Below are 24,299 nucleotides of genomic sequence, written 5' to 3'. Positions count from 1 at the left end.
CCCCCCCCCCCCCCCCCCCCCCCCCCCCCCCCCCCCCCCCCCCCCCCCCCCCCCCCCCCCCCCCCCCCCCCCCCCCCCCCCCCCCCCCCCCCCCCCCCCCCCCGGGCTGGTGACGCTGCACGTCCGCGACGCGGGCGGCGCGCGGCGCTGCCTGGAGGCCAGCGTCTCCGACCTGCGCGCCGACCCGGCGGTCGCCTCGGTGGTGCTGCACTGCCGCGACGTGACCGAGCGGGTGGCCCGGGAGCGGGCGCTGGAGGAGCTGGCGTTCACCGACGCGCTCACCGGCCTGCCCAACCGGGCCGGCTGGGACGCGGCCCTGGAGCCCGCGACCACCCGCGCCGGGTCCGCGGTCCTGCTCTTCGAGGTCGCCGGCCTGGACGAGGTCCGCGAGCACGCCGGCCGCGACGCCGTCGCCGCCGTCCTCGTCGAGCTGGGCCGCCGGCTGCGCGCCGCCGTCCGCGGCGACGAGGTCGTCGCCCGGCTCGTCGGCGGCACCTTCGCCGTCCTGGCCGAGGGCGACGGCGACACCGCCGCGCTGCTCGCCGACCGCTGCCTGGCCGTGCTCGAGCAGCCGGTGACCACCGCCGCCGGCGTCTTCGACCTCACCGCCGCCGTCGGCGTGGTCGTCGTCGAGCCGGGGACCGGCGCCGCCGAGGTCGGCGCCCGCGCCGAGCTCGCGGTCGCGGCCGCCCGGGCCTCCCGCTCGGCCCGCGCCACCTGCTGGACGCCGGCGCTCGGCGCGGCCGCCGCCCGCCGCGACCGGCTGCGCGCGGACCTGCCCGGCGCCGCCGACCGCGGGGAGCTGTGGCTGGCCTTCCAGCCGGTGGTGTCGATGGCCGACAAGCGGGTCTCCGGCGTCGAGGCGCTGCTGCGCTGGCGGCACCCGGAGCTGGGGGAGGTCCCGCCGCGGGAGTTCGTCCCGATCGCCGAGCGGGCCGCGGTCATCGGGGAGCTGCAGCGCTGGGTGCTGCGGGAGATCACCGCGGCCGCCGCCGTGCTGCCCGCCGGCGACGGCGGGCCCCTGCGGATCGGCATGAACGTCTCCGCCGCGCACGTGGCCGAGCGCACCCTCGTCGACGACGTCGCCGGCGCGCTCTCCGCCTCCGGCCTGGCGCCCGAGCGGCTGGTCCTGGAGGTCACCGAGTCGACCGTGCTGGCCGAGGGGGACTCCGTGGCCGTCGACGCCGAGGCGCTGCGCCTGATGGGCGTGCACGTGGCCCTGGACGACTTCGGCACCGGCTCCTCGTCACTGGGCCTGCTCACCCGGCTCCCGGTCGACGTGCTCAAGCTCGACCGGTCCTTCGTCTCCCGCGTCGACCGCGACCGGCAGAGCCGCGCGCTGTGCGAGGCGGTCGTCACCGTCGGCCGGTCCCTGGGGCTGCAGGTCGTCGCCGAGGGCGTCGAGACGCCGGCCCAGCTGGGCGCGCTGCGCGGCCTGGGCGTCGACCAGGCGCAGGGCTTCCTGCTGTCCCGCCCGCTGCCCCTGGCCGACCTCGTGCGGCTGCTGCGAGACGGCGCCGGCCGGCTGTGGCCGGGGTTGGTCGGCTCCTCGGCCGACCCGGTCCCGCCGGTCGAGCCCTCCACGGTCCGGGCCGGCCGCCGTGGCTGACCGCGCCGCACCGGCGGTCCAGGTCCTGCTGGCGGTCCTCGGCGTCGTCACCGTCGCCGGCCTGCTCACCGGTGCGCCCGCCTGGCTGGTGCCGGCCGCGCTCGGGACGGCGTCCGCCGCCTCGGCCGCGGCGCTCGCCCGCTGTGCCGCCCGGATGCCGGGGCGCGCCGGCCGGCCCTGGTGGGCGCTGTCCGCCGCCGGCGTCCTGCTCGCGCTCGGCCAGGCCCTGGCCCTCGCCTCACCCGGTCGCGACCTCGCCACCGGCGGCGTCGAGGACCTCCCGACGCTGCTCGGCGTCCCGGTCGCCGTCGCGGCGGCCGTCCTGCTGCTGCCGCCGCGCTCGCACCGGCGGCTCGGCACGCGGGTGCTGCTCGACGGCGTCGTCGTCACCGTCGCCGTCGCACTGCTCGGCTGCGTGCTGCTCGGTGACCTCGTCGCCCGGACCGGCGGGCCGGGCAGCGGCCTGATCGCGGCCGGCTACCCGCTGGTCGGGGCGCTCCTGTGCGGCATCGGCCTGGTCACCCTCACCGCCGTCCCCGAGGACCGCCGCCGCGCCGCCGGCTGGCTGCTCGCCGCCTTCGTCGCCATGTCGCTGGTCGCGGTCGGCGGCGCGCTCGGCCGCACGTCGGCGGGCACCGCCCCGGGATGGGGCGTGGTCGTCGTGCTCGGCTGGCTGGCCGTGCTCGCCGCCGGCCTGCGCGCCGCCCGGGCCGACGCCGGCGCGCACGCCGCCGCCGACGCCGGCCGCCGCACGCTGCCCCTGCGCGGGGGCGTGCTCGCCCACGGCGCGGCCACCGCCGCGCTCCTCGCGGTCGCCGGCGGCACCGTCGCCGGCCGCCCGCTGCCCGCCGCCGAGGCCGCGGCGACCTTCGTGCTCGTGCTCCTCACCTCGGCGCGGACGCTGTACTGGGCCCGGGACGCCGCCGCCCTGACCCGCCGCCTGGAGCGGACCGAGGGCTGGTTCCGCGCGCTGGTGCACAGCGGCGACGCCGTCACGCTGGTCCTCGACGGCTCCGGCCGGGTCACCTCCGCGACCGGCCCGGTCGCCGAGCGGCTCGGCGTCGCGGAGGAGGACCTGATCGGCCGGGTGCTCCGCGGCCTGCTGCACCCGGGGGACCGGGACCTGCTCGACCGCGTCTCCGCCGCCCTGCGCGACGGCACGCCCGACGGCCTGCCCGCGACCGGCCGGCTGCGCGCCGCCGACGGCACCTGGCGCGACGTCGAGGTGTCCGGCGCCGCCCCCGCCGCGGGCCGCCGGTCCGGCGACGGGCTGGTGCTGCACCTGCGCGACGTCACCGAGCGCCGCGCCGGGCAGCGGGAGCTCGAGCGGCTGGCCTACACCGACTCGCTCACCGGGCTGCCCAACCGCGCCCGCTTCATGGCCGCCCTCGACGGCGCCCTGACCCAGGCCTCCCGCGGCCGGCGCTCCTGCGTGCTGCTGCTCGACCTCGACGGCTTCAAGGCGGTCAACGACGTCGCCGGGCACGACGCGGGGGACCGGCTGCTGTGCGAGGTGGCCGACTCGCTGCGCGCCGAGGCCCGCGCCGGGGACCTGGTCGCCCGCCTCGGCGGCGACGAGTTCGCCCTCGTCGTCGACGCCGGTCCCGACGAGGCGCTGGCCCTGGCCGAGCGGCTGGTCGCGCGGCTGGACCGCACCCAGCGCTACGCCGCCCCCGGCGACCCGGAGGGCGCCGGCCCGGTGCTGCGCACCTCGGCCAGCGTCGGCGTCACCGAGGTGGTCGCCGGCGCCGACGCCTCGGCGACCGTCCGGGAGGCCGACCTCGCGCTGCGCACGGTCAAGGCACAGGGCAAGAACGGCGTCCGGGCCTCGGGGGAGGCGCTGGTGGAGGAGTCCGCCCGCCGCAGCCGGCTGGCCCGCGACCTGCCCGCCGCCATCGAGCGGGGCCAGTTGCGGGTGGTCTACCAGCCCGTCGCCGGCGTGGCGGAGCGCCGCGTCCTGGGCGTCGAGGCCCTCGTGCGCTGGGACCACCCGGTCCTCGGCCCCGTGCCGCCGGAGGAGTTCATCGGCCTGGCCGAGGAGGACGGGCTGATCGTGCCGCTGCAGCGGTGGGTGCTGCAGACGGCGACCGCCGAGCACGCCCGCCTCGTCGAGCAGGGCCGCGACCTCAAGCTCGGGGTCAACATCTCCGTGCGCCACCTGCAGGCCCGCTGCCTGGTCGAGGACGTCACCCGTGCCCTGCAGCGCTCGGGCCTGCCCGCGCACCTGCTGATGGTCGAGGTCACCGAGAGCGTCCTCATGGACGACGACGAGCGGCTGCTCGCCGAGCTCGCCGAGCTGTCCGCGCTGGGCTGCATCGTCTCCCTCGACGACTTCGGCAAGGGCTACTCGTCGCTGGCCTACCTCGCCCGGCTGCCCGTGCAGGTGCTGAAGATGGACCGCGGCTTCGTGTCCGGCATCGACACCGACCCGCGCGGCGCGGCGCTGGTCGGCAGCGTCGTCGACCTCGGCCGCACGCTCGGCATGGACGTCGTCGCCGAGGGCGTGGAGACCCGCGAGCAGATGGCCGTCCTCACCGCGCTCGGTTGCCGGTTCCTGCAGGGCTGGCTGATCGGCCGGCCGGTCCCCGGCCCCGCGCTGCCGGCGCTGGTCGACGCCTTCGACCCCGCCCCGCTGGACGGCCCGGTGCCCGTCGCCGTCCCATGAGACGGACGACACGAGTCCACTGTGTGGGACAGCCTGGTTGACGTCACGGCGGTCGAGGCGCACAGTGTCCGCGTGCCCTCCGCCCGCCTGCTCCTCGTAGTCGCCTAGCGCGCCGGTCGCCCGACCGACGCGCTACGCCCCTCTGTGCCCACGGCACGAGGGGTTTTTTGTTGGCACAAGGCCCGGGGCGGGGCCGGCCCGGCGGACAGCCGGGAGCCTCCCCGCACCCGGGCGGCACCGAGCAGACACCCGGGGACCGCACGCCCGTCCCGCCCGTCCGGCACAGGAGACGTACCGCATGACCAGCACCCCGAGCGAGTCCGCCACCCGAGAGGCCGCCGAGGCCCTCACCGGTGTCGAGACGACGGCCCGCTCGATCGCCGAGTCCGCCGCCGAGCCCGCGACCGGCATCACCGGCGCGCAGAGCCTGGTCCGCTCGCTCGAGGCCGTGGGCGTCGACGTCGTCTTCGGCATCCCGGGCGGCGCGATCCTGCCCGCCTACGACCCGCTGTTCGACTCGCGCGTGCGGCACGTCCTCGTCCGGCACGAGCAGGGCGCCGGGCACGCGGCCACCGGGTACGCGCAGGCCACCGGCCGGGTCGGCGTCTGCATGGCCACCTCCGGCCCGGGTGCGACCAACCTGGTCACCCCGCTGGCCGACGCCTACATGGACTCGGTGCCGATCGTGGCGATCACCGGCCAGGTGCCCAGCGGCGCGATCGGGACCGACGCCTTCCAGGAGGCGGACATCCGCGGCATCACGATGCCGATCACCAAGCACAACTTCCTGGTCACCGACCCGGCGGAGATCCCGCAGCGGATCGCGGAGGCGTTCCACCTGGCCGCCACCGGCCGCCCCGGCCCGGTCCTGGTCGACATCCCCAAGGACGTGCTGCAGGCGACCACCGACTTCTCCTGGCCGCCGCGGCTGGACCTGCCCGGCTACAAGCCGACCACCCGCCCGCACGGCAAGCAGGTCCGCGAGGCCGCCGCGCTGATCGCCGGTGCCCGCCGGCCGGTCCTCTACGTCGGCGGCGGGGTGCTCAAGGCCCGCGCCACCGAGGAGCTCGCGGAGCTCGCGGAGCTCACCGGGGCGCCGGTCGTCACCACCCTCATGGCCCGCGGCGCGTTCCCCGACAGCTCGCCGCAGCACCTGGGCATGCCCGGCATGCACGGCACCGTCGCCGCGGTCACCGCGCTGCAGAAGGCCGACGTCCTCGTCGCCCTCGGCGCCCGCTTCGACGACCGGGTGACCGGCCAGCTGTCCTCCTTCGCGCCCGGCGCGCTGGTGGTCCACGCCGACATCGACCCCGCCGAGATCGGCAAGAACCGCCGCGCCGACGTGCCGATCGTGGGCGACGCGAAGGAGACCATCGCGGAGCTCGTGACCGCGCTGCGCGCCGAGCACGCCGCCGGCCGCACGCCCGACCTCGCCGCCTGGTGGGCCCAGCTCGACGACTGGCGGGCGCGCTACCCGCTGGGCTACGACTGGCCCGAGGACGGCTCGCTGTCGCCGCAGTACGTCATCGAGCGGCTCGGCGCGATCGCCGGCCCGGACGCGATCTACGCCTCCGGCGTGGGCCAGCACCAGATGTGGGCCGCGCAGTTCATCCGGTACGAGAAGCCGGGCACGTGGCTCAACAGCGGCGGCGCCGGGACGATGGGCTACGCCGTGCCGGCGGCCATGGGCGCCAAGTACGGCCGCCCGGAGACCACGGTCTGGGCCATCGACGGCGACGGCTGCTTCCAGATGACCAACCAGGAGCTGGCCACCTGCGCCATCGAGGGCATCCCGGTCAAGATCGCGATCATCAACAACGGCAACCTCGGCATGGTCCGGCAGTGGCAGACCCTCTTCTACGAGGGCCGCTACTCCAACACCAAGCTGCACCCGGTGGACGACGAGGGCCGGCCCAAGCCGGTGCGCATCCCCGACTTCGTGATGCTGGCCGAGGCGATGGGCTGCGTCGGGCTGCGCTGTGAGAGCAAGGACGACGTCGACGCCGTGATCGAGAAGGCCATGGCGATCGACGACGCGCCGGTGGTCATCGACTTCGTCGTCGGCCACGACGCCCAGGTGTGGCCGATGGTCGCCGCGGGCGCCAGCAACGACGACATCCTCGCCGCGCGCGGCCTGCGCCCGGTCTTCGGCGACGACCAGGTCTGACGGAGGACCCCGTTCCTCCCCACCACTCGCACGCCCGCGGCGGGCCCCTGGAACGGGGCCGAACGACGAATCGGAAGCAGGTTCTTCACAGATGACCCGCCACACCCTGTCGGTCCTGGTCGAGAACAAGGCCGGTGTGCTGGCCCGCGTCTCGGCGCTGTTCAGCCGGCGCGCGTTCAACATCGAGTCGCTGGCCGTCGGGCCGACCGAGAACCCCGACCTGTCGCGGATGACGATCGTCGTCGACGCCGAGTCCGCGCCGCTGGAGCAGGTGACCAAGCAGCTCAACAAGCTCGTCGAGGTCATCAAGATCGTCGAGCTGGACGGCGGCGCCGCGGTCCAGCGCGAGCTGCTGCTGGTCAAGGTGCGGGCGCCGATGGCCGAGCGCACGACGGTGCTGCAGACCGCCGAGCTCTTCCGCGCCCGCGTCGTCGACGTCAACACCGACACCGTGACCCTCGAGGCCACCGGCACCCCGGACAAGCTGCAGGCCCTGCTCGCCGTCCTCGCCCCGCTCGGGATCAAGGAGATGGCGCAGTCGGGCACGGTGGCCCTCGGCCGGGGTCCGCGCGCGATGAGCGGCGCCGGTACCTTGCGCCCGGTCGACCGCAGCGCCTAGCCCCCGCACCCCCCCCCGCACGAGAACAACCGAAGGAGCACGCACCGCATGGCCGAGATCTTCTACGACGACGACGCCGACCTGTCGATCATCCAGGGGCGCACCGTCGCCGTCATCGGCTACGGCAGCCAGGGTCACGCGCACGCCCTGTCGCTGCGGGACTCGGGGGTGGACGTCCGCGTCGGCCTGCCCGAGGGCTCCAGGAGCCGGGCCAAGGCCGAGGCCGAGGGCCTGCGGGTCGTCACGCCGGCCGAGGCGGCCGCCGAGGCCGACCTGATCATGATCCTCGCGCCGGACCACGTGCAGCGGACGCTGTACAGCGAGTCGATCGAGCCCAACCTCCAGGACGGCGACGCGCTGTTCTTCGGCCACGGCTTCAACATCCGGTTCGGCTACATCAAGCCCCCGGCCGGCGTCGACGTCGCGATGGTCGCCCCCAAGGGCCCCGGCCACCTCGTCCGCCGCGAGTTCGAGAACGGCAAGGGCGTGCCCTGCCTGGTCGCCGTCGAGCAGGACGCGAGCGGGCAGGCGCTGCAGCTCGCCCTGTCCTACGCCAAGGCCATCGGCGGCGCCCGCGCCGGCGTCATCAAGACGACGTTCGCCGAGGAGACCGAGACCGACCTGTTCGGCGAGCAGGCCGTCCTCTGCGGCGGCGCCAGCGCGCTGATCACCGCCGGGTTCGAGACCCTCACCGAGGCCGGCTACCAGCCCGAGGTCGCCTACTTCGAGTGCCTGCACGAGCTCAAGCTGATCGTCGACCTCATGTACGAGGGCGGCATCGCCAAGCAGCGCTGGTCGGTGTCCGACACCGCCGAGTACGGCGACTACACCTCCGGCCCGAAGATCATCGACGCCCGGGTCAAGGAGTCGATGAAGGAGGTCCTCGCCGCGATCAAGGACGGCTCGTGGGCCGCGGCCTTCATCGCCGACCAGGACGCCGGGGCGCCGGACTTCAAGCGCCGCCGCGCCGAGGCCGAGGCACACCCGATCGAGGAGACCGGCCGCAAGCTCCGCGGCCTCATGAGCTGGGTGTCGGCCTCCGACGACTACACCGGCACCGCCGCCCGCTCGTAGCGTCCGGCGACGCGAACGGCCCCCGCTGCCTGTCGGCAGCGGGGGCCGTTGCGTGTGCGGAGGAGGTCAGTACGCCAGGCCGCGCGAGGCGAAGTACTGCTTGGACTGGGGCTGCTGCAGGAAGAAGACGATCAGGCCCGGCAGCACGAAGCCGAGCAGCGCCGAGAACTCGAAGCCGCCGCCGACGGCCAGCGAGATGACCAGCGTCAGCAGCTGGATGCCGATCGAGGCGTAGCTGCCGAGGAGCAGCAGCCGCGGGGACTTGCCGGTGAGCACCTGGATGCCGCCGACCAGCACGACGACGGCCGTGGCGACCGCCAGCAGGGTGATGATCCCGAGCAGCGGGCTGAGCGCGAACAGCACGCCGATCCCCAGGATGGCGAGCAGGCCGAACAGCGAGCCCAGGCCGCCGATGACGACGCCGATCACCGCGGCCGCGGTGACCTGCCCGGGACGCTGCCCGGCCGGGCCGCCGCCGTACGGGGAGGGGCCGCCGAAGCCGCCGCCGTAGGGGGCCGGGTCGCCGTGCGGCTGCTGGCCGTAGGGCTGGGCGCCGTAGGGCTGCTGGCCGTAGGGCTGGGCGCCGGGCGCACCGTACCCGGGCTGACCCCCCGGCGGCGTGTTCTTGTCGAAGCTGGGGCTGGTCATGCTCGGGTTCCTCCTGGAGGTGGCTCCGCCCTGTCGGCGGTCGGCGGCGGAGTGTAGGGGCTCGCTGGCGTCCGCGGGGGTCCGCCGACGCGACGTCCCCCCACGGACGGACTCAACGACCGCGGCGGGCGCGGTGTGCCGCGAAGAAGGCCGCGGCCGGCTTCATGGACAGCAGCACGACGATGGCCAGCGCCGCCAGGAAGAACAGCAGGCTGGTGACGATCCCGCCGGCACCGGCGGTGTCGGCGTCGGCGAGGTTGCCGATCAGGCCGAAGAGGGTGAAGGCCAGGGCGATGGAGCCGCCGACCAGGAGCATCACGCGGCTGCGCCCGGTGAGCGCCCACACCGAGCCCCAGATCATGACGACGGTCCAGACGAGCGCGACCAGGCCGAAGACCAGGATCACGCCGCCGACCGCGCCGGCGACCGACCCGAAGCCGGGGATCTCGCTGTCCAGCTCGTCGCCGGCACTGCTGGCCACCGCGCCGGCGAAGACCAGCAGCAGGCTGATCAGGACGCCGATCGCCCCCAGCACGAAGCCGAGGACGGCCGCGGTGACGACGCCGCCGGGCTTGGCCGGGACGCCGTCCTGGCCGTACTGGCCGTACTGCTGGCCGTAGGGCGCCGGCTGCCCGTACTGGCCGTACTGCTGCCCGTAGGGCTGGGTCTGGCCGTAGCCCTGCTGGCCGTAGCTCTGCTGGCCGTAGCCCTGCTGGCCGTAGCCCTGCTGGCCGTACGGCGGGGTCTGCCCGTAGCCCGGTTGCCCGTACTGCTGGCCGTAGTCCTGACGGCCGTTGTCCTGCTGGCCCTGGCCCTGGCCCTGCTGCCCGTACTGCTGGCCGTACGACGGGTCCTGGGGCTGGCCCTGGCCGGAGGCCGAGGCCCCGCCGCTGTCCTTGCTGAAGTCGGTCATGGTCTCCTCCGGAGGCGCCGGCTCGTCCCGGCGCGTCGCGCCCAGCGTGCGGGGGGCCACCCGGCAGGGCAAGCGGCCCTCCCTCCGCGGCGGGGGTGTCGTGGCGGCTGGTGCGTACCGTCACCGCCCGGTGATCACGGGCAGCCCGGACGCGGGACCCCGCCCGCACACCCGCCTCCCTAGGCTGTGGACCCGTGACCGCGAGCGCGCCCGTCGTCCTGATCGCCGAGGAGCTGGCCCCGAGCGTGCTGGGGGTGCTCGGCGACGACGTCGAGATCCGCCACGTCGACGGCGCCGACCGGTCCGCCCTGCTCCCGGCGCTGGCCGACGCCGCCGCGGTCATGATCCGCAGCGCCACGCGGATCGACGCCGAGGCCCTCGCCGCCGCGCCGAACCTCAAGGTCGTCGCGCGGGCCGGGATCGGCCTGGACAACGTCGACGTCGCCGCCGCGACCGAGCGCGGCGTCATGGTGGTGAACGCCCCGACGTCGAACATCGTCAGCGCCGCCGAGCACGCCGTCGCCCTGCTGCTGGCCGCCGCCCGGCAGATCCCGGCCGCCGACGCGTCGCTGCGCCGGGGCGCCTGGCAGCGCTCGAAGTTCATGGGCGTCGAGGTCACCGACAAGGTCGTCGGCGTCGTGGGCCTGGGCCGCATCGGCCAGCTCGTCGCGCAGCGGCTGGCCGCCTTCGGCACCACCCTCATCGCGTACGACCCCTACATCCAGCCCGGCCGCGCCGCGCAGCTCGGCGTCCGGATGGTGTCGCTGGAGGAGCTGCTCCGCGAGGCGGACTTCATCACGATCCACCTGCCCAGGACGCCGGAGACGCTGGGGCTCATCGGCGCCGCCGAACTGGCCTTCACCAAGCGCGGCGTGATCATCGTCAACGCCGCCCGCGGCGGGCTGGTCGACGAGGCCGCGCTCGCCGACGCGCTGCGCTCGGGTCAGGTCGGCGCTGCCGGCATCGACGTCTTCGCGACCGAGCCCACCACCGACAGCCCGCTGTTCGCGCTGCCCAACACCGTCGTCACCCCACACCTGGGCGCCTCGACGGCGGAGGCGCAGGACAAGGCGGGCACCGCCGTCGCGCACTCGGTGCGGCTGGCGCTCCAGGGCGACTTCGTGCCGGACGCGGTCAACGTGCAGGCCGGCGGCGTGGTCGCCGAGGACGTGCGGCCCGGGCTGCCGCTGGCCGAGCGGCTGGGCACGGTCTTCACCGCCGTCGCCGGGGGGCTGGCCCAGTCGGTCACCGTCGAGGTCCGCGGCAAGCTCGCCGAGTTCGACGACTCGGTGCTGCAGCTGGCCGTGCTCAAGGGCGTCTTCGCCGACGTCGTCGAGGAGCAGGTCACCTACGTCAACGCGCCGCTGCTGGCCCAGCAGCGCGGCCTGGACGTGACCCTCAGCAGTGACCTCGACAGCCCCGACTACCGCAACCTCGTCCGGGTGCGCGGCGCGATGGCCGACGGCCGCGAGGTCTGCGTCTCCGGCACGCTGTTCGGCAAGAACCAGGTGCCCAAGCTGGTCGAGGTCGACGGCTTCGACATGGACCTCGACCTGTCCGGCCACCTGCTGTTCTTCGTCTACACCGACCGGCCCGGCGTCGTCGGCACCGTCGGCGCGGCGCTGGGCGAGGCCGGGATCAACATCGCCGGGGCGCAGGTCAGCCGCACCACCCGCGGCGGCGAGGCGCTCATGGCGGTCGTCGTCGACAGCCCGGTGGCCCCCGACCTGCTCGCCGGCATCGCCGGCCGGATCGGGGCGCGCGAGGCCCGCTCCGCGGACCTCGACCCCCGCTGACCTAGGGTCGTCGTCATGCGCCTGGCTGTGATCGCAGGGGACGGCATCGGTCCCGAGGTGGTGGCCGAGGGCCTCAAGGTCCTGGGCGCCGTCGCCCCCGGCCTGGAGACGACGCCCTACGACCTCGGCGCCGCCCGCTGGCAGCGGACCGGCGAGCTGCTGCCGGACACCGTGCTCGAGGAGCTGCGCGGGCACGACGCGATCCTGCTCGGCGCGATCGGCGACCCGGGCGTGCCGCCGGGCATCCTCGAGCGCGGGCTGCTGCTGCGGCTGCGCTTCGAGCTCGACCACCACGTCAACCTGCGCCCGGCCAGGCTCTACGACGGCGTCCGCAGCCCGCTGGCCGACCCCGGCACCATCGACATGCTCTGCGTGCGCGAGGGCACCGAGGGCCCCTACGTGGGCAACGGCGGCGTGCTGCGCCGCGACACCCCGCACGAGGTGGCCACCGAGGTCAGCCTGAACACCGCCTTCGGCGTCGAGCGGGTCGTCCGCTACGCCTTCGAGCGGGCGACCGCGCGGCCGCGCCGGCACCTCACGCTGATCCACAAGACCAACGTGCTCACGCACGCCGGGTCGCTGTGGTCGCGGACGGTGGAGGAGGTGTCGGCGGAGTTCCCCGAGGTCACCGTGGCCTACCAGCACGTGGACGCGGCCTCGATGTTCTTCATCACCGACCCCGGCCGCTACGACGTCATCGTCACCGACAACCTCTTCGGCGACATCGTCACCGACGTCGCCGCGGCGGTCACCGGCGGCATCGGCCTGGCCGCCAGCGGCAACCTCGACGCCTCGGGCACCAACCCGAGCATGTTCGAGCCGGTGCACGGCTCGGCGCCGGACATCGCGGGCAGGGGCATCGCCGACCCGACGGCGACCGTGCTGTCGGTCGGCCTGCTGCTCGAGCACCTCGGCTCCGCCGACCTCGCCCGCAAGGTGAACGCCGCCGTGGCCTTCGACCTGTCGACCCGCGACCCGCAGGCGCAGGTCCGCACCGCCGAGGTCGGCGACCGCCTGGCCGCCCTCGCGGGCGGCTGAAGCGGCGGCTGGACCGGCTGTGGGACCGGCACGGACCTCGCCGTGCGGTGCCCGGCCCCGCCCCGCACGGTGAGGCCGGGCACCGCCGCGTGCGGTCGGCGGCGTTAGACTCCGCGGCGATGCACCTGTCCGGCACGATCATCATCGCCTAGCGCGCGGTCAGCACCCCCGACCGCGCGCAGACCCTCCGTACCCGGGGGGTCTTTCTCGTGTCAGGGGCCTGATCGCCGTCGACCCCCCCCGGGAGCACCCGTGGCCACCGACAGCCCGACCGCCGTCAGCACCGACTTCCACGTCTTCGACACCACGCTGCGCGACGGCGCCCAGCGCGAGGGGATCAGCTTCTCCGTCGCCGACAAGCTCGCCACGGCGAGGCTGCTCGACGAGATCGGCGTCGGCTACATCGAGGGCGGCTGGCCGGGGGCGCTGCCCAAGGACACCGAGTTCTTCGCCCGCGCCCGCAGCGAGCTCAAGCTGCGGCACGCGGTCCTGGTCGCGTTCGGCGTCACCCGCAAGGCCGGCGTCCGGGTCGAGGACGACCCGCAGGTGCGCGCGCTGCTCGACGCCGAGACGCCGGTGGTCTGCCTGGTCGCCAAGTCCGACGTCCGGCACGTGCGGGAGGCGCTGCGGACCACGCTCGAGGAGAACCTCGCGATGGTCGCCGACACCGTCGCCCACCTCGTCTCCCACGGCCGCCGGGTGTTCCTCGACTGCGAGCACTTCTTCGACGGCTACGCCGCCGACCCCGACTACGGCGTGGCGGTGCTGCGGGCCGCGTTCGGCGCGGGCGCGGAGGTCGGCGTCCTGTGCGACACCAACGGCGGGATGCTGCCGATGGGCGTGGCCCGGGTGGTCGCCGACGTCCGGTCGCGGGTGGAGGGCCGGCTGGGCATCCACTGCCAGGACGACACCGGGTGCGCCGTCGCCAACTCGCTGGCCGCCGTCGAGGCCGGGGTGACCCACGTGCAGGGCACCGCCAACGGCTACGGCGAGCGGGCCGGCAACGCCGACACCTTCGCGCTGGTGGCCAACCTGGTCACGAAGATGGGCCTGCCGGTCGTGCCCCCGGAGTGCCTGGCCGAGCTGCAGCGGGTCAGCCACGCGATCGCCGAGCTGGCCAACATCGCCCCCGACGACCACCAGCCCTTCGTCGGCGCCTCGGCGTTCGCCCACAAGGCCGGCCTGCACGCCAGCGCGATCAAGGTCAGCCCGGAGCTGTACAACCACCTCGACCCGGCCGTCGTCGGCAACGACATGCGCATCCTGGTCACCGAGATGGCCGGCCGCGCCTCGGTGGAGCTCAAGGGCCGCGAGCTCGGCGTCGACCTCGAGGGGCACGCCGACGCCGTCGGCCGGGTGGTGGACCAGGTCAAGGTGCTCGAGGCCGAGGGCTGGTCGTTCGAGGCCGCCGACGCCTCCTTCGAGCTGCTGCTGCGCTCCCAGCTGCCCGGCGCCCCCGCCCCGCTGTTCGAGCTGGAGAGCTACCGGACGACGGTCGAGCACTGGGCCAACGGCGTCGTCATGAGCGAGGCGACGGTGAAGGTCCACGTCGACGGCGAGCGGATCATCAGCACCGGCGAGGGCAACGGCCCGGTCAACGCGCTGGACAACGCGCTGCGCCAGGCGCTGGTCAGCCGGTACCCGCGGCTGGCCGACGTCTCGCTGGCCGACTACAAGGTCCGCATCCTCGGCTGGAAGGGCGGCACCAGCGCGACCACCCGGGTGCTCGTCGACACCACCGACGGCGTGGGGGAGTGGACCACCGTCGGCGTCCACGACAACATCGTCGAGGCCTCCTGGCACGCGCTGGTCGACGCGCTGACCTACGCCGTCCGCCACCGTTAGGCCGCATCCCGGTCGCGGGGGCCGGAGGCCTCCCGACCGGGACGCGGGGTGGGCTCACCGCCGTCCGGCCGCGCCTCCCGGCTGGGCGAGGCGTCGGGACGGCGGCCACGCGATGTCGTGGACACCTCGCTGATCGGCCCCGCCCACGGGGGCGACGGCCCCGCCGAGGCGCCTCGAGGAGACTGCCCGGCCCTACTTGATGCCGGTGTTCGCGACCCCCTGGGCGATCTGGCGCTGGAGGACGAGGAAGACGGCGAGCAGGGGCAGGATGCCGAGGACGGCGGAGGCCATGGTCTCGGCGTACTGGATCGCGGCACCGCCGACCAGGCTGCTGAGCCCCACGGGGATCGTCTGCGACTTGGTCTGGGTGAGGACCAGCAGCGGCCAGAGGAAGGCGTTCCAGGACGTGATGAACGTCAGGATCGCGACCGCGGAGATCGCCGACCGGGACAGCGGCATGGCGATCCGGGAGTAGATCCGCCACCAGTTGGCCCCGTCGAGCCGGGCGGCCTCGATGAGGGTCACCGGGATGGCCCTCATGAACGAGTGGAAGACGAAGAGGGCCACGGGAAGGGCGACCGAGGGCAGCACGACCGCCCAGTAGGTGCCCAGCAGGCCGATGGCCCTGAACTCGAGGAACTGCGGCAGGACGAGCGCTTCGACAGGCACCATCAAGCCGGCCAGGATCAGCCCGAACACGACGTACTTCCCGCGGAAGTCGAGGGTGACCAGAGCGAACGCGGCCATCGAACAGACCACCACGGTGAAGACGACCGTCAGGGTGGAGATGATGAAGCTGTTGACGTACCACCAGCCGAGCGGGCTGGAGTCCCACGCGTAGCCGTACGCGTCGAGGTTCCAGTTGGCCGACCACGGGGTCGTGGGGTTCGCCGCGATCTCCTCGTTGGGCCGCAGCGACGTGATCAGCGCCCACAGGAACGGCACCAGCCAGATCAGTGCGAAGAGCGTCACACAGGTGGCGGCGACCCGGTTGAACAGCTTCCCGCTCCAGTCCACGTCGTCTCGTCGGCGCGAGCGCCTGGTGCCGGAGCGCTCGGTGCCGGCCGCAGGCGCGGCCATCGCGGTCGACATCGCACGCCCCCTCAGGCGTTCGCGGAGTTGCTGCGTCGCCGGACGAGGAACCAGGCGGCGCTGACGAGGACCAGGATCACGAAGTAGACCATCGTCGCGGCGGCCGCGTAGCCGCCTCGATAGGCGGAGAACCCGGTGTCGAAGATGTACTGGATGACCGGACGCGTCGAGTAGTTCGGGCCACCGGCCAGCAGGATGTAGATCTGGTCGAACACCTTCAGGGACGAGAGGACCTGCAGGATCAGCACGAGGCCGATGGTCGGGCGCAGCAAGGGGACGGTGATCATCCGGATCTGCTGCCACGGACCGGCGCCGTCGAGCGTCGCCGCCTCGTAGACCTCCTCCGAGATGTCCTGGATGGCCGCGGTGTAGAGGATGAAGTTGAAGCCGAACGTCCACCACACGGTGAGCAGGACGACGGCGAACCAGGCGCCCGAGGTGCTGCCGAAGAAGTTGGGGGCGGTCAGCCCGACCCAGCTGAAGGCGTTCGTGATGAGCCCGGTCTCGGGCGTGTACATGAACGCGAAGATCAGGCACACCGCAGCCGAGGGCACGACGAACGGGGCGAAGAAGGCCAGCCGGAAGAACCACTGGTTGCGGGCCATGCGCGCGACGAGGACGGCGAACAGCAGCGGCAGCAGCACGAGGATCGGTGTGGTCAGCAGCGTGAAGAGCGCCGAGTGCCACATCGAGGCCCAGAAGTCGCTGTTGGTGAGGACGTCGGCGTAGTTGGAGAAGCCCACCCAGCTGCCCACGCCGGATCGCACCGTGGTGGTGTTGAACAGGCTGATCACGAGCCCGATGACCACCGGGCCGATGAGGAAGGCGAGGTAGAGGACCAGGAACGGTGTGGCGAACAGCCACCCCGCCCTGTTCTCGGCTCGCGGGGCTCTGCCCCGGGTCGCGCGCCGAGTCCTGACCCCGGTGCCCGTCGTGGGCGCGGGGAGCGCGGTGGCGGTCATGTCGGTCTCCGTACTACGCGGGTGGCCGCACTACACGGGCGGCCGGGCGGTGGAGAACGTCTGCAGGCTGCTGGTCATGGCGTCGACACCACGCGCGGGGTCGGTGGCCCCGGTGAGCACGCTGGCGATGACGGAACCCATCGCGGTCTGGAAGTCCGAGCCCGCTCCGGTGTACCAACCCGGCGGGTCGTAGACCGCGTTGAAGGCCGCCTCCGTGTAGTTGCTCTGCGGCTCGAGCGCGAGGAACTCCTCGCTCTCCTGCACCGGCAACCAGGCCGGGACGTGTCCGCCGTCCGCCCAGGTCGAGCTCTGGTCCAGCAGGCCCTTGACGAAGCGCACCGCGTTCTCGGTCCGCGTGGCGGAGCGTCCGGGACTCGCCGGGACGACCAGTGCGTGCGAGTCGGCGTAGGCGACCGGCTCGGGGCCGAGGAGCGCGGGGAAGGGCACGACGTTGAAGTCGAGGCCCTCGACCTCGCGGTACGTCGGGATCTGCCACACACCGTCGAACAGGAAGCCGACCCTGCCCTGGCTGAACAGGGTCGACGCCGTCGTCGCCGTGGCGGTGCTCGGCAGCAGCCCCAGCTCCCCGGTGAGGCCCTGGAGGAAGGCGAACGACTCCTCCATCGCGGCACGGTCGATCGTGACCTCGGTACCGAGGTCCTCGAGGAGTGGTCCGGCGAGACCGGAGTAGGTCATCAGGAAGAGGCGCCAGCAGCTGGACGGGTCCACCGTGATCGGCGCGACCGCCGCGTACTCGCCTCCGGTGGCGTCCTTCATCGCCTGGAGGGTGGCGACGAACTCGTCGCTGTTCCTCATGGGCCTGAGGTTCTCGCCGGACGCGTCGAGCAGCCCCGCCTGCTCCGCCAGCTCGACGTTGTAGTAGAGCGCATACGGGTGGGTGTCGAGCGGCACCGCGTACGAGACCCCGTCCACCGTGGCCTTCTCCCACGCAGCCGGCGTGAACCTGTCCTCGGTGATCCCCTCGGCGCGGAACTGGTCCGCGACGGGCTCGAGCAGTCCGGCCTGCGCCAGCAGGGGCACCCGGGACAGGTGCGCGACGGTCACGTCGGGCGGACGGCCGCTCGACGTCGACAGCGCCAGCTTGGTGTAGAACGGGTTGCCCCAGGAGAGCAGCGAGGACTCGATCGACACGGCCGAGGACTCCTGGAACGTCTCCACCATGGTCGCCATGTTCTCGCCGTCACCGCCGCCGAACAGGTGCCAGAAGATGACGTCGGCCGTCCTCGGCTGCCCCCCGGTGAAGCTGGTGGCGATCGGCGACGCGCACCCCGACATCGCGACGGCGAGCGAGACACTGCCCCCCGCGGCGAGGAACTGGCGGCGCGAGAGTCCAGTCATGAGGTCAGGTCCCGACGTAGCCACGGATGCCAGACGCGTGGACTGTTGCACGGCTCTCTCGTGACCGCCAACCGGGGGACTTCCGTCGGGTGTGGCCCCGGGCCCACGCCGGACTCCCGGAGATCACACGAGAGCTCCCTCGATGGCTCCGTACTGGTCAGCTCGTCCCGGGAGGCTCGGCAGGATCGGGCCCCGTAGGCGCACGACCGGCCGTGCGCGGTCGGCCCCCTCGCAGCACGGGCGGCCGGCCCCGACCCCGCCGCGCCGGCCGCCGAGGGCTCGACGACCCCGACCGGACACGCCGGTGCCCGGCGCGGCCCGGCACCTGCCAGCATCGACGACGTGGGCATCGACCGGACGGCCGCGCGGAGCCCGGCGCGCGGGCGGACGAGGTGGCCCCGGACGCTCGGGGAGCTCCGCTCCCGGAGCGGGTCGAGCAGGTCGCCGGACTCCTGCGACGTGTCCATGGCCCACCGCTCCGGTCGTCCGCGGCGATCCCGCGCCCGGACCTCGTGACCCCCTCGTCGACCCGACACCCACCCGACACCGAGGAGTGACCATGCCCGCACGCGCGTCCCGACAGGACGGCACCCATCCCCGCCCACAGCTGCTGCGCGAGGAGTGGACGGACCTGTGCGGGACGTGGCAGCTGGCCTTCGACGACGACCGCGCCGGGATCGACGGGGGCTGGGCGGACCTGACCGACCTCGGCGACCGCGCCGTCTTCGACCGCGACGTCACGGTGCCCTACCCGCCGGAGTCCGAGGCGTCGGGGGTCGCCGACCCCGGCCCGCACCCGGTGTTCTGGTACCGGCGGTCGCTGCGGCTGGCCGACGTCGCGGGGGCCGACGCGGTGCGCGAGCGGGGACACCGCGTCGTCCTGCGGTTCGCCGCGGTCGACTACGTCGCGCGGGTGTGGCTGGACGGCACGCTGCTGGGCGGGCACGAGGGCGGCCAGACGCCGTTCTCCTTCGACGTCACCGCCCTGCTCGCGGCCGGTGACGCCGACGCCGAGCACGTCCTGGTGGTGCGGGCGGAGGACGACCCGCGGGACGTCACGCAGCCGCGGGGCAAGCAGGACTGGCTCGACGAGCCGCACAGCATCTGGTACTCCCGGACCAGCGGTATCTGGCAGCCGGTGTGGTGCGAGGTCGTGCCGGCGGTCGCCGTCGAGCACCTGGCCTGGACCCCGGACGTCGCCGGCTCCGCGGTGCACCTGGGCATCACCCTGCGCGAGCCGCCGGCCGAACCGGTCACGGTGGCGGTGCGGCTGGACCTGGACGGGCAGCTGCTGGCCGAGCACCGCGTCCGCGTGGCGGAGCAGCGCACCCACACCACCGTGGCCGTGCCCGCACTGCAGAACGGGCAGGCCCGCCAGGACATGACCTGGTCGCCGGAGACGCCGCGGCTGGTCGACGCCGTCGTACGGGTGCTCGCCGGCGACGGGGACGGCGAGGTGCTCGACGAGGTCGCCAGCTACCTGGGGCTGCGCACCGCCGCCGTGGGAGGGCGCGCCTTCCTGCTCAACGGCCTGCCCTACTACGTGCGCTCGGTGCTGGGGCAGGGGTACTGGCCGACGTCGCACCTGGCCGCGCCGGACGCCGGTGCGCTGCGCCGCGAGGTCGAGCTGATCAAGGAGCTCGGCTTCAACGCCGTGCGGGTGCACCAGAAGGTCGAGGACCCCCGTTTCCTGTACTGGGCCGACAGGCTGGGCCTGCTGGTGTGGGGCGAGACGGCCAACGCCTTCGCCTTCACCCCCGAGGCGGTGCGGCGCCTGACCACCGAGTGGCTCGACGTCGTGCACCGCGACGTCAGCCACCCCTGCATCGTCACGTGGGTGCCCATGAACGAGAGCTGGGGCGTGCACGACGTCGCCACCGACCCCGCCCAGCACGCCTACACCGTCGCGCTGGCCGCCCTGACACGGGCGGTCGACCCCAGCCGGCCGGTGGTCAGCAACGACGGCTGGGAGCACACCGACAGCGACGTGTGGACGGTGCACGACTACGCCGACACCGGAGCGGTCCTCGCCGAGCGGTACGGGTCGACGGAGCTGGTCACGGCGCTGGAGGAGTTCTGGCCGGCGGGTCGCCGCGTCCTGCTGCCCGGGGCGGTGGACCGGGAGCAGCCGCTGATGCTGACCGAGTTCGGCGGCGTGCGGTTCACCCCGGTACCGCCGCACGAGGTGCCCGAGGAGCGCACGTGGGGGTACTCGACGGCGACCGACGCCGAGGACTTCGCCCGGCGGCTGGAGGACCTGCTCTCGGCCGTCCACGCCTCCCCGGCGCTGGCCGGGTTCTGCTACACCCAGCTCACCGACACGATGCAGGAGGCCAACGGCCTGCTCGACGAGTGGCGGGAGCCCAAGCTCCCCGTGGAGCGGCTGCGGCGGATCGTGACCGGCCGGCGTGGGTCCTGAGGTCCCGGACGTCACCGGGGCGCCCGCAGGACCTCGACGTCCTGCGCCGGACCCGACCACCGCGCTCGGCGCGTCCTCGCACCCGTGGCCCACGGCCGGGGACCGGGACGCAGCGACGACGCGCCGACCCGGGAGAACCGGCTCGATCAGTCGTGGGAGTACTCGTCCAGGCGCCACCACATCGCCAGCGCCATCGCCGGGAGCAGCAGCACGTACCCGGCGGTGAACACGGCCGACGCCGAGACGGTCCCGGTCCAGCACGGCACCAGCAGGACGGCGAACGGCACGTACGTCGCCGCGGACATCCCCGCGACCGCCGGCCACGAGTGCCTGCGGTAGCGCATCCAGGCGGCCATCCCGATCGCCATCTCGGTCGCCCATCGCGGTCGCGTGGACGTCGGCGCGGTCGTCCAGCCCCGGCCGGAGCCAGGTCCCGACCGGGCCGGCGACCACCGGGCCGGCGACCACCATGCCGGCGACCGCCATGCCGGCGACCACCGCCACGACCATCTCCGGGTGGTGGCGGACCGGGTGCCAGGTGTGCCGGGTGGGGGTCTGCCCGGGAGGGGTCTGCGTCGTCATGCCGGAGAGGGTCGGGCGCCGTGCCGTCCCCGCCACGTGCCGGAGGTCGCGGCCGCCGGTCACGGTCCGGCGTGACCGGCCTCAGACCGGGTCGAGCGCGCGGGCGCGCAGTGCCGCCTGCGTGCGGTCCGGGCGCCGAGCTCGCCCAGCACGCTCGTCACGTGGTTCTCGACCGTGCCCTCCGCCAGGTACAGCGCCCGCGCGATCTCCCGGTTGCTGCGGCCCCCGACCGGTCCGCCGTCGGGCGTCAGTGCCGGGGCTCGACCTCGCCCATCGGGCCGAAGCCGGACACCGACGGCTCGTCGATGTAGATGATCTGCGGCTGCTCGGCCACGAGGTCCGACATCCAGTCGAAGGCGGCCTTCGCGTGCGGGGTGGCCACGTGGGAGGCGCCGGCCTCGGAGTCCCGGAAGCCCTCGATGCAGACGAAGGTGTTCGGGTCCAGCACGCTGCGCGACCACTCGAAGAAGAGGCTGCCCTCCTCGGCGTTGACCGCGGCGGCGTACTCGTCCGCGTGCGCGCGGAACTCCTCGATCTTGTCCGGCCGGACGGGGAACTTGATGACGATCAGGATCACGGGACTCTCCTCGGGGTCACAGCGGGTCGAGACGGCGGCGCAGCAGGCAGAACGGGTTGCCCTCCGGGTCGGCGAGCACGTGCCAGGACTCCCCGCCGGTCTGCCCGACGTCGGCGCGCGTGGCCCCGAGGTCGAGCAGCCGCTGCAGCTCGGCGTCCTGGTCGCGGTCGGTGGGGTTGACGTCGAGGTGCAGCCGGGGCTTGCCCGGCGCCGGGTCGGGCACCGGCGCGAACACCAACGTGGGGGCGGCGCCGCCGAAGCCGGCCTCCGGCCCGATCTCGACCGCCCCGTCGTCGTCGCGGCCGAGCACCCGGTAGCCGAGCACCCCGGCCCACCAGGCGGCGAGCGCCTCGGGGTCCCGGCTGTCGACGACGATCTCGCTCAGACGGCAGGCCACCCGGTCACCGTAGGGCGGGCGGCGGGTGGGCGCGGGGTCAGTAGCCTCGACGTCGTGCGCATCGTCCGCTTCGCCTCGCCCTCGGGCATGTCCTTCGGAGTCCTCGACGGCGACGGCCAGGTCGCCCAGATCGAGGGCCACCCGTTCGGGACCATCTCCTTCACCGGCCAGCGCCACGCGCAGGCCGACGTCCGGCTGCTGTCGCCGATCCTGCCGAGCAAGGTGGTCTGCGTCGGCAAGAACTACGCCGACCACGTCAAGGAGATGAACACCGGCGACGCCCCGGAGCGGCCGCTGCTGTTCCTCAAGCCCTCGACGTCGGTCATCGGTCCCGGCGACGCCATCCGCATCCCGGCCGGCAGCACCAACGTGCACCACGAGGTCGAGCTCGCCGTCGTCATCGGCGCCCGCGGCGCGCGCAACCTGACGCCCGAGCAGGTCCCGGGCAGCGTCTTCGGCTACACGATCGGCAACGACGTCACCGAGCGGGACATGCAGAAGGCCGACGGGCAGTGGACCCGCGCCAAGGGCTTCGACTCGTTCTGCCCGCTCGGCCCGTGGATCGAGACCGACCTGCGCGGCCTGGGCAAGGACCCGGCCGACCTGGAGATCACCTGCACCGTCGACGGCGAGCCGCGGCAGGCCGGGCGCACCAGCCAGCTGCTGTTCGACGTGCCCACCCTGGTCAGCCACATCTCGCAGGTCATGACGCTGCTGCCCGGCGACGTCGTCCTCACCGGCACCCCGGCCGGGGTCGGGCCGATCCGGCCCGGCCAGCGGGTCGAGTGCTCGATCGAGGGCCTGGGCACGCTGACCAACGCCGTCAGCGGCGCCGACACCGCCTCCACCGCGGGCGGCGCGCGATGAGCACCCCGGCGAGCACCCCGGCGAGCACCGTGCGCACCCGGTTCTGCCCGTCGCCGACCGGCACGGTGCACGTCGGCCTGCTGCGCACCGCGCTGTTCAACTGGGCGCACGCCCGGCACACCGGCGGCACGTTCGTCTTCCGCATCGAGGACACCGACGCCGCCCGCGACTCCGAGGAGTCCTACCGGCACCTGCTGGACTGCCTGCGCTGGCTGGGCCTGGACTGGGACGAGGGCCCCGAGGTCGGCGGCCCCCACGGCCCCTACCGGCAGTCGGAGCGGCACGAGGTCTACCGCGAGGTCGCGGCGAAGCTGCTCGCGGCCGGGCACGCCTACGAGTCCTTCTCCACCAACGAGGAGGTCGAGGCGCGGCGGCTGGCCGCCGGACAGGACCCCAAGCTCGGCTACGACAACGCCGACCGCTTCCTCACCGACGCGCAGAAGGCCGCCTTCCGCGCCGAGGGTCGCGACCCGGTGCTGCGGCTGCGGATGCCCGACGAGGACCTGGTGTGGACCGACCTGGTCCGCGGCGAGGTCCGCTTCGCCGCCGGCTCGGTGCCCGACTTCGTCCTCGTGCGCGGCAACGGCGTGCCGCTGTACCCCTTCGTCAACCCCGTCGACGACGCCCTGATGGGCATCACCGACGTGCTGCGCGGCGAGGACCTGCTGCCCTCGACCCCCCGCCAGCTCGCCCTCTACGCCGCGCTGCAGGACGTCGGCGTGGCCAGTGGCACCCCGCGCTTCGGTCACCTGCCCTACGTGACCGGCGAGGGCAACAAGAAGCTGTCCAAGCGCGACCCGCAGTCCAACGTCGACGTCTACCGCGAGCGCGGTTTCCTGCCCGAGGGCTTCGCCAACTACCTGGCGCTGCTCGGCTGGTCGATCGCCGAGGACCGCGACGTGTTCTCCACCGCCGAGATGGTCGAGGCCTTCGACGTCACCCGGGTCAGCGCCAACCCGGCCCGCTTCGACGTGAAGAAGGCCGAGGCGATCAACGCCTCGCACGTCCGCGAGCTGCCGGTGGAGGAGTACGTGGCCCGCGTGGTGCCCTTCCTCGCCGGCGCCGGACTGGTCGCCGACCCGCCGACGGCCGAGCAGGACCGGGTGCTGCGCGCGATCGCCCCGATGGCGCAGGAGCGGACGGTCGTCCTCTCCGACGCCGTCGGCCTGCTCGGGTTCCTCTTCACCGAGGAGGTGGCCATCGACCCGGCCGCGGCGGCCAAGAACCTGCGGCCCGACGACGCCGCGGTGCTCGACGCGGCCGCCGACGCGCTGCGCGACCTGGCCGACTGGAGCCCCGCCGGCATCGAGCAGGCGCTCAAGGCCGCACTCGTCGAGGGCCTGGGCCGCAAGCCGCGGCAGGCGTTCGGGCCGGTGCGGGTGGCGGTGAGCGGCCGCACGGTCTCCCCGCCGCTCTACGAGTCGATCGAGCTGCTCGGCCGCGAGCGCACCCTGGCCCGGCTGGCGGCGGCCCGGGCGACGACGGGGGACACGACGGGGGACACGGCGGGGGACACGGCGGGGGACACGGCGGGGGACACGGCGGGGTGACCGTCCCGCCCTGGGGACCGCCGCCCCCGGACCGCCCACCGGCCCCGGAGGACGAGCCCTACACCGGCCCGCCGCCCACCGGCCCGTACGGGGCGCCGCCCCAGGTCCCGGGCACGCCGT

Annotated in this window: 20 protein-coding genes; 11 read left to right on the top strand and 9 right to left on the bottom strand. The window is 74.3% G+C overall.

What is annotated here, in order from left to right; genetic code table 11:
* The first annotated feature begins 109 nt into the window (after nucleotides 1-109).
* The 5 genes from ACI8AB_RS13135 to ilvC all read left to right on the top strand — a co-directional run bounded on the left by ACI8AB_RS13135 (nucleotide 110) and on the right by ilvC (nucleotide 8,134).
* Entirely contained in the window at nucleotides 110-1,609 is a 1,500-nt protein-coding gene (locus tag ACI8AB_RS13135) for a putative bifunctional diguanylate cyclase/phosphodiesterase (RefSeq protein WP_456950473.1), read from the top strand.
* Nucleotides 1,602-4,274, top strand: coding sequence for a putative bifunctional diguanylate cyclase/phosphodiesterase (locus ACI8AB_RS13130; RefSeq protein ID WP_456950472.1), 2,673 nt, complete (start codon nucleotides 1,602-1,604; stop codon nucleotides 4,272-4,274). Before ACI8AB_RS13135 ends, ACI8AB_RS13130 begins: the two co-directional genes overlap by 8 nt.
* Before the next feature lie 298 nt (nucleotides 4,275-4,572).
* Nucleotides 4,573-6,441: an acetolactate synthase large subunit gene (locus ACI8AB_RS13125; protein WP_456950471.1), complete on the top strand. Its 1,869-nt coding sequence runs from the start codon at nucleotides 4,573-4,575 to the stop codon at nucleotides 6,439-6,441.
* A 91-nt stretch (nucleotides 6,442-6,532) separates the two neighbouring features.
* Entirely contained in the window at nucleotides 6,533-7,060 is a 528-nt protein-coding gene (ilvN, locus tag ACI8AB_RS13120; protein ID WP_387993355.1) for an acetolactate synthase small subunit, read from the top strand.
* Nucleotides 7,061-7,108: 48 nt separating this feature from the next.
* Nucleotides 7,109-8,134, top strand: a complete 1,026-nt coding sequence (gene ilvC / locus ACI8AB_RS13115; protein ID WP_456950470.1) for a ketol-acid reductoisomerase — start codon at nucleotides 7,109-7,111, stop codon at nucleotides 8,132-8,134.
* A gap of 66 nt (nucleotides 8,135-8,200) precedes the next feature.
* Here the strand turns inward: ilvC and ACI8AB_RS13110 are convergent, their stop codons facing one another.
* On the bottom strand, nucleotides 8,201-8,782 hold the full coding sequence (locus ACI8AB_RS13110; protein WP_456950469.1) for a hypothetical protein: 582 nt from the start codon (nucleotides 8,780-8,782) through the stop codon (nucleotides 8,201-8,203).
* A 112-nt stretch (nucleotides 8,783-8,894) separates the two neighbouring features.
* Nucleotides 8,895-9,695, bottom strand: coding sequence for a hypothetical protein (locus ACI8AB_RS13105; protein ID WP_456950468.1), 801 nt, complete (start codon nucleotides 9,693-9,695; stop codon nucleotides 8,895-8,897).
* Between the two features lie 194 nt (nucleotides 9,696-9,889).
* Here ACI8AB_RS13105 and serA point away from each other — a divergent pair, with 194 nt between their 5' ends.
* The 3 genes from serA to cimA all read left to right on the top strand — a co-directional run bounded on the left by serA (nucleotide 9,890) and on the right by cimA (nucleotide 14,374).
* Entirely contained in the window at nucleotides 9,890-11,491 is a 1,602-nt protein-coding gene (gene serA, locus ACI8AB_RS13100) for a phosphoglycerate dehydrogenase (protein WP_456950467.1), read from the top strand.
* Between the two features lie 15 nt (nucleotides 11,492-11,506).
* The gene (locus tag ACI8AB_RS13095) at nucleotides 11,507-12,529 is read left to right on the top strand and encodes a 3-isopropylmalate dehydrogenase (protein WP_456950466.1); all 1,023 of its coding nucleotides are present in this window, start codon (nucleotides 11,507-11,509) and stop codon (nucleotides 12,527-12,529) included.
* Between the two features lie 252 nt (nucleotides 12,530-12,781).
* Entirely contained in the window at nucleotides 12,782-14,374 is a 1,593-nt protein-coding gene (gene cimA / locus ACI8AB_RS13090) for a citramalate synthase (protein WP_456950465.1), read from the top strand.
* Nucleotides 14,375-14,566: 192 nt separating this feature from the next.
* Here the strand turns inward: cimA and ACI8AB_RS13085 are convergent, their stop codons facing one another.
* The 3 genes from ACI8AB_RS13085 to ACI8AB_RS13075 all read right to left on the bottom strand — a co-directional run bounded on the left by ACI8AB_RS13085 (nucleotide 14,567) and on the right by ACI8AB_RS13075 (nucleotide 17,787).
* Complete coding sequence (locus ACI8AB_RS13085) at nucleotides 14,567-15,391, bottom strand: carbohydrate ABC transporter permease (protein WP_456950464.1); 825 nt, start codon at nucleotides 15,389-15,391, stop codon at nucleotides 14,567-14,569.
* Between the two features lie 86 nt (nucleotides 15,392-15,477).
* Complete coding sequence (locus tag ACI8AB_RS13080; RefSeq protein ID WP_456950463.1) at nucleotides 15,478-16,428, bottom strand: carbohydrate ABC transporter permease; 951 nt, start codon at nucleotides 16,426-16,428, stop codon at nucleotides 15,478-15,480.
* A gap of 30 nt (nucleotides 16,429-16,458) precedes the next feature.
* Complete coding sequence (locus tag ACI8AB_RS13075) at nucleotides 16,459-17,787, bottom strand: extracellular solute-binding protein (protein WP_456950462.1); 1,329 nt, start codon at nucleotides 17,785-17,787, stop codon at nucleotides 16,459-16,461.
* Nucleotides 17,788-18,346: 559 nt separating this feature from the next.
* Between ACI8AB_RS13075 and ACI8AB_RS13070 the strand changes: the two genes are divergently transcribed.
* Nucleotides 18,347-20,206 carry a glycoside hydrolase family 2 protein gene (locus ACI8AB_RS13070; protein ID WP_456950461.1) on the top strand — a complete coding sequence of 620 codons (1,860 nt, stop codon included), beginning with the start codon at nucleotides 18,347-18,349 and terminating at the stop codon, nucleotides 20,204-20,206.
* Nucleotides 20,207-20,352: 146 nt separating this feature from the next.
* On the opposite strand, the gene ACI8AB_RS13065 is transcribed toward ACI8AB_RS13070, so the two are convergent.
* The 4 genes from ACI8AB_RS13065 to ACI8AB_RS13050 form a co-directional block, all read right to left on the bottom strand.
* Nucleotides 20,353-20,574, bottom strand: coding sequence for a hypothetical protein (locus ACI8AB_RS13065; RefSeq protein ID WP_456950460.1), 222 nt, complete (start codon nucleotides 20,572-20,574; stop codon nucleotides 20,353-20,355).
* A gap of 273 nt (nucleotides 20,575-20,847) precedes the next feature.
* Nucleotides 20,848-20,976 (bottom strand): hypothetical protein, encoded by a 129-nt coding sequence (locus tag ACI8AB_RS13060; protein ID WP_456950475.1) that lies wholly within the window; start codon nucleotides 20,974-20,976, stop codon nucleotides 20,848-20,850.
* Between the two features lie 59 nt (nucleotides 20,977-21,035).
* Nucleotides 21,036-21,365, bottom strand: a complete 330-nt coding sequence (locus ACI8AB_RS13055; protein ID WP_456950459.1) for a putative quinol monooxygenase — start codon at nucleotides 21,363-21,365, stop codon at nucleotides 21,036-21,038.
* 16 nt (nucleotides 21,366-21,381) lie between these two features.
* A complete protein-coding gene (locus ACI8AB_RS13050) occupies nucleotides 21,382-21,762 on the bottom strand; it encodes a VOC family protein (RefSeq protein WP_456950458.1) in 381 nt (126 codons plus the stop codon).
* Between the two features lie 54 nt (nucleotides 21,763-21,816).
* On the opposite strand from ACI8AB_RS13050, the gene ACI8AB_RS13045 reads away from it, so the two are divergent.
* Complete coding sequence (locus ACI8AB_RS13045) at nucleotides 21,817-22,629, top strand: fumarylacetoacetate hydrolase family protein (RefSeq protein ID WP_456950457.1); 813 nt, start codon at nucleotides 21,817-21,819, stop codon at nucleotides 22,627-22,629.
* On the top strand, nucleotides 22,626-24,179 hold the full coding sequence (gene gltX, locus ACI8AB_RS13040) for a glutamate--tRNA ligase (RefSeq protein WP_456950456.1): 1,554 nt from the start codon (nucleotides 22,626-22,628) through the stop codon (nucleotides 24,177-24,179). The genes ACI8AB_RS13045 and gltX overlap by 4 nt, the downstream gene beginning before the upstream one ends.
* The last annotated feature ends 120 nt before the right edge of the window (nucleotides 24,180-24,299 follow it).

Source organism: Geodermatophilus sp. SYSU D00698 (assembly GCF_054050335.1).
Note: the sequence above shows the minus strand (reverse complement) of the source record. Positions and strands in the feature narration are given on the sequence as shown.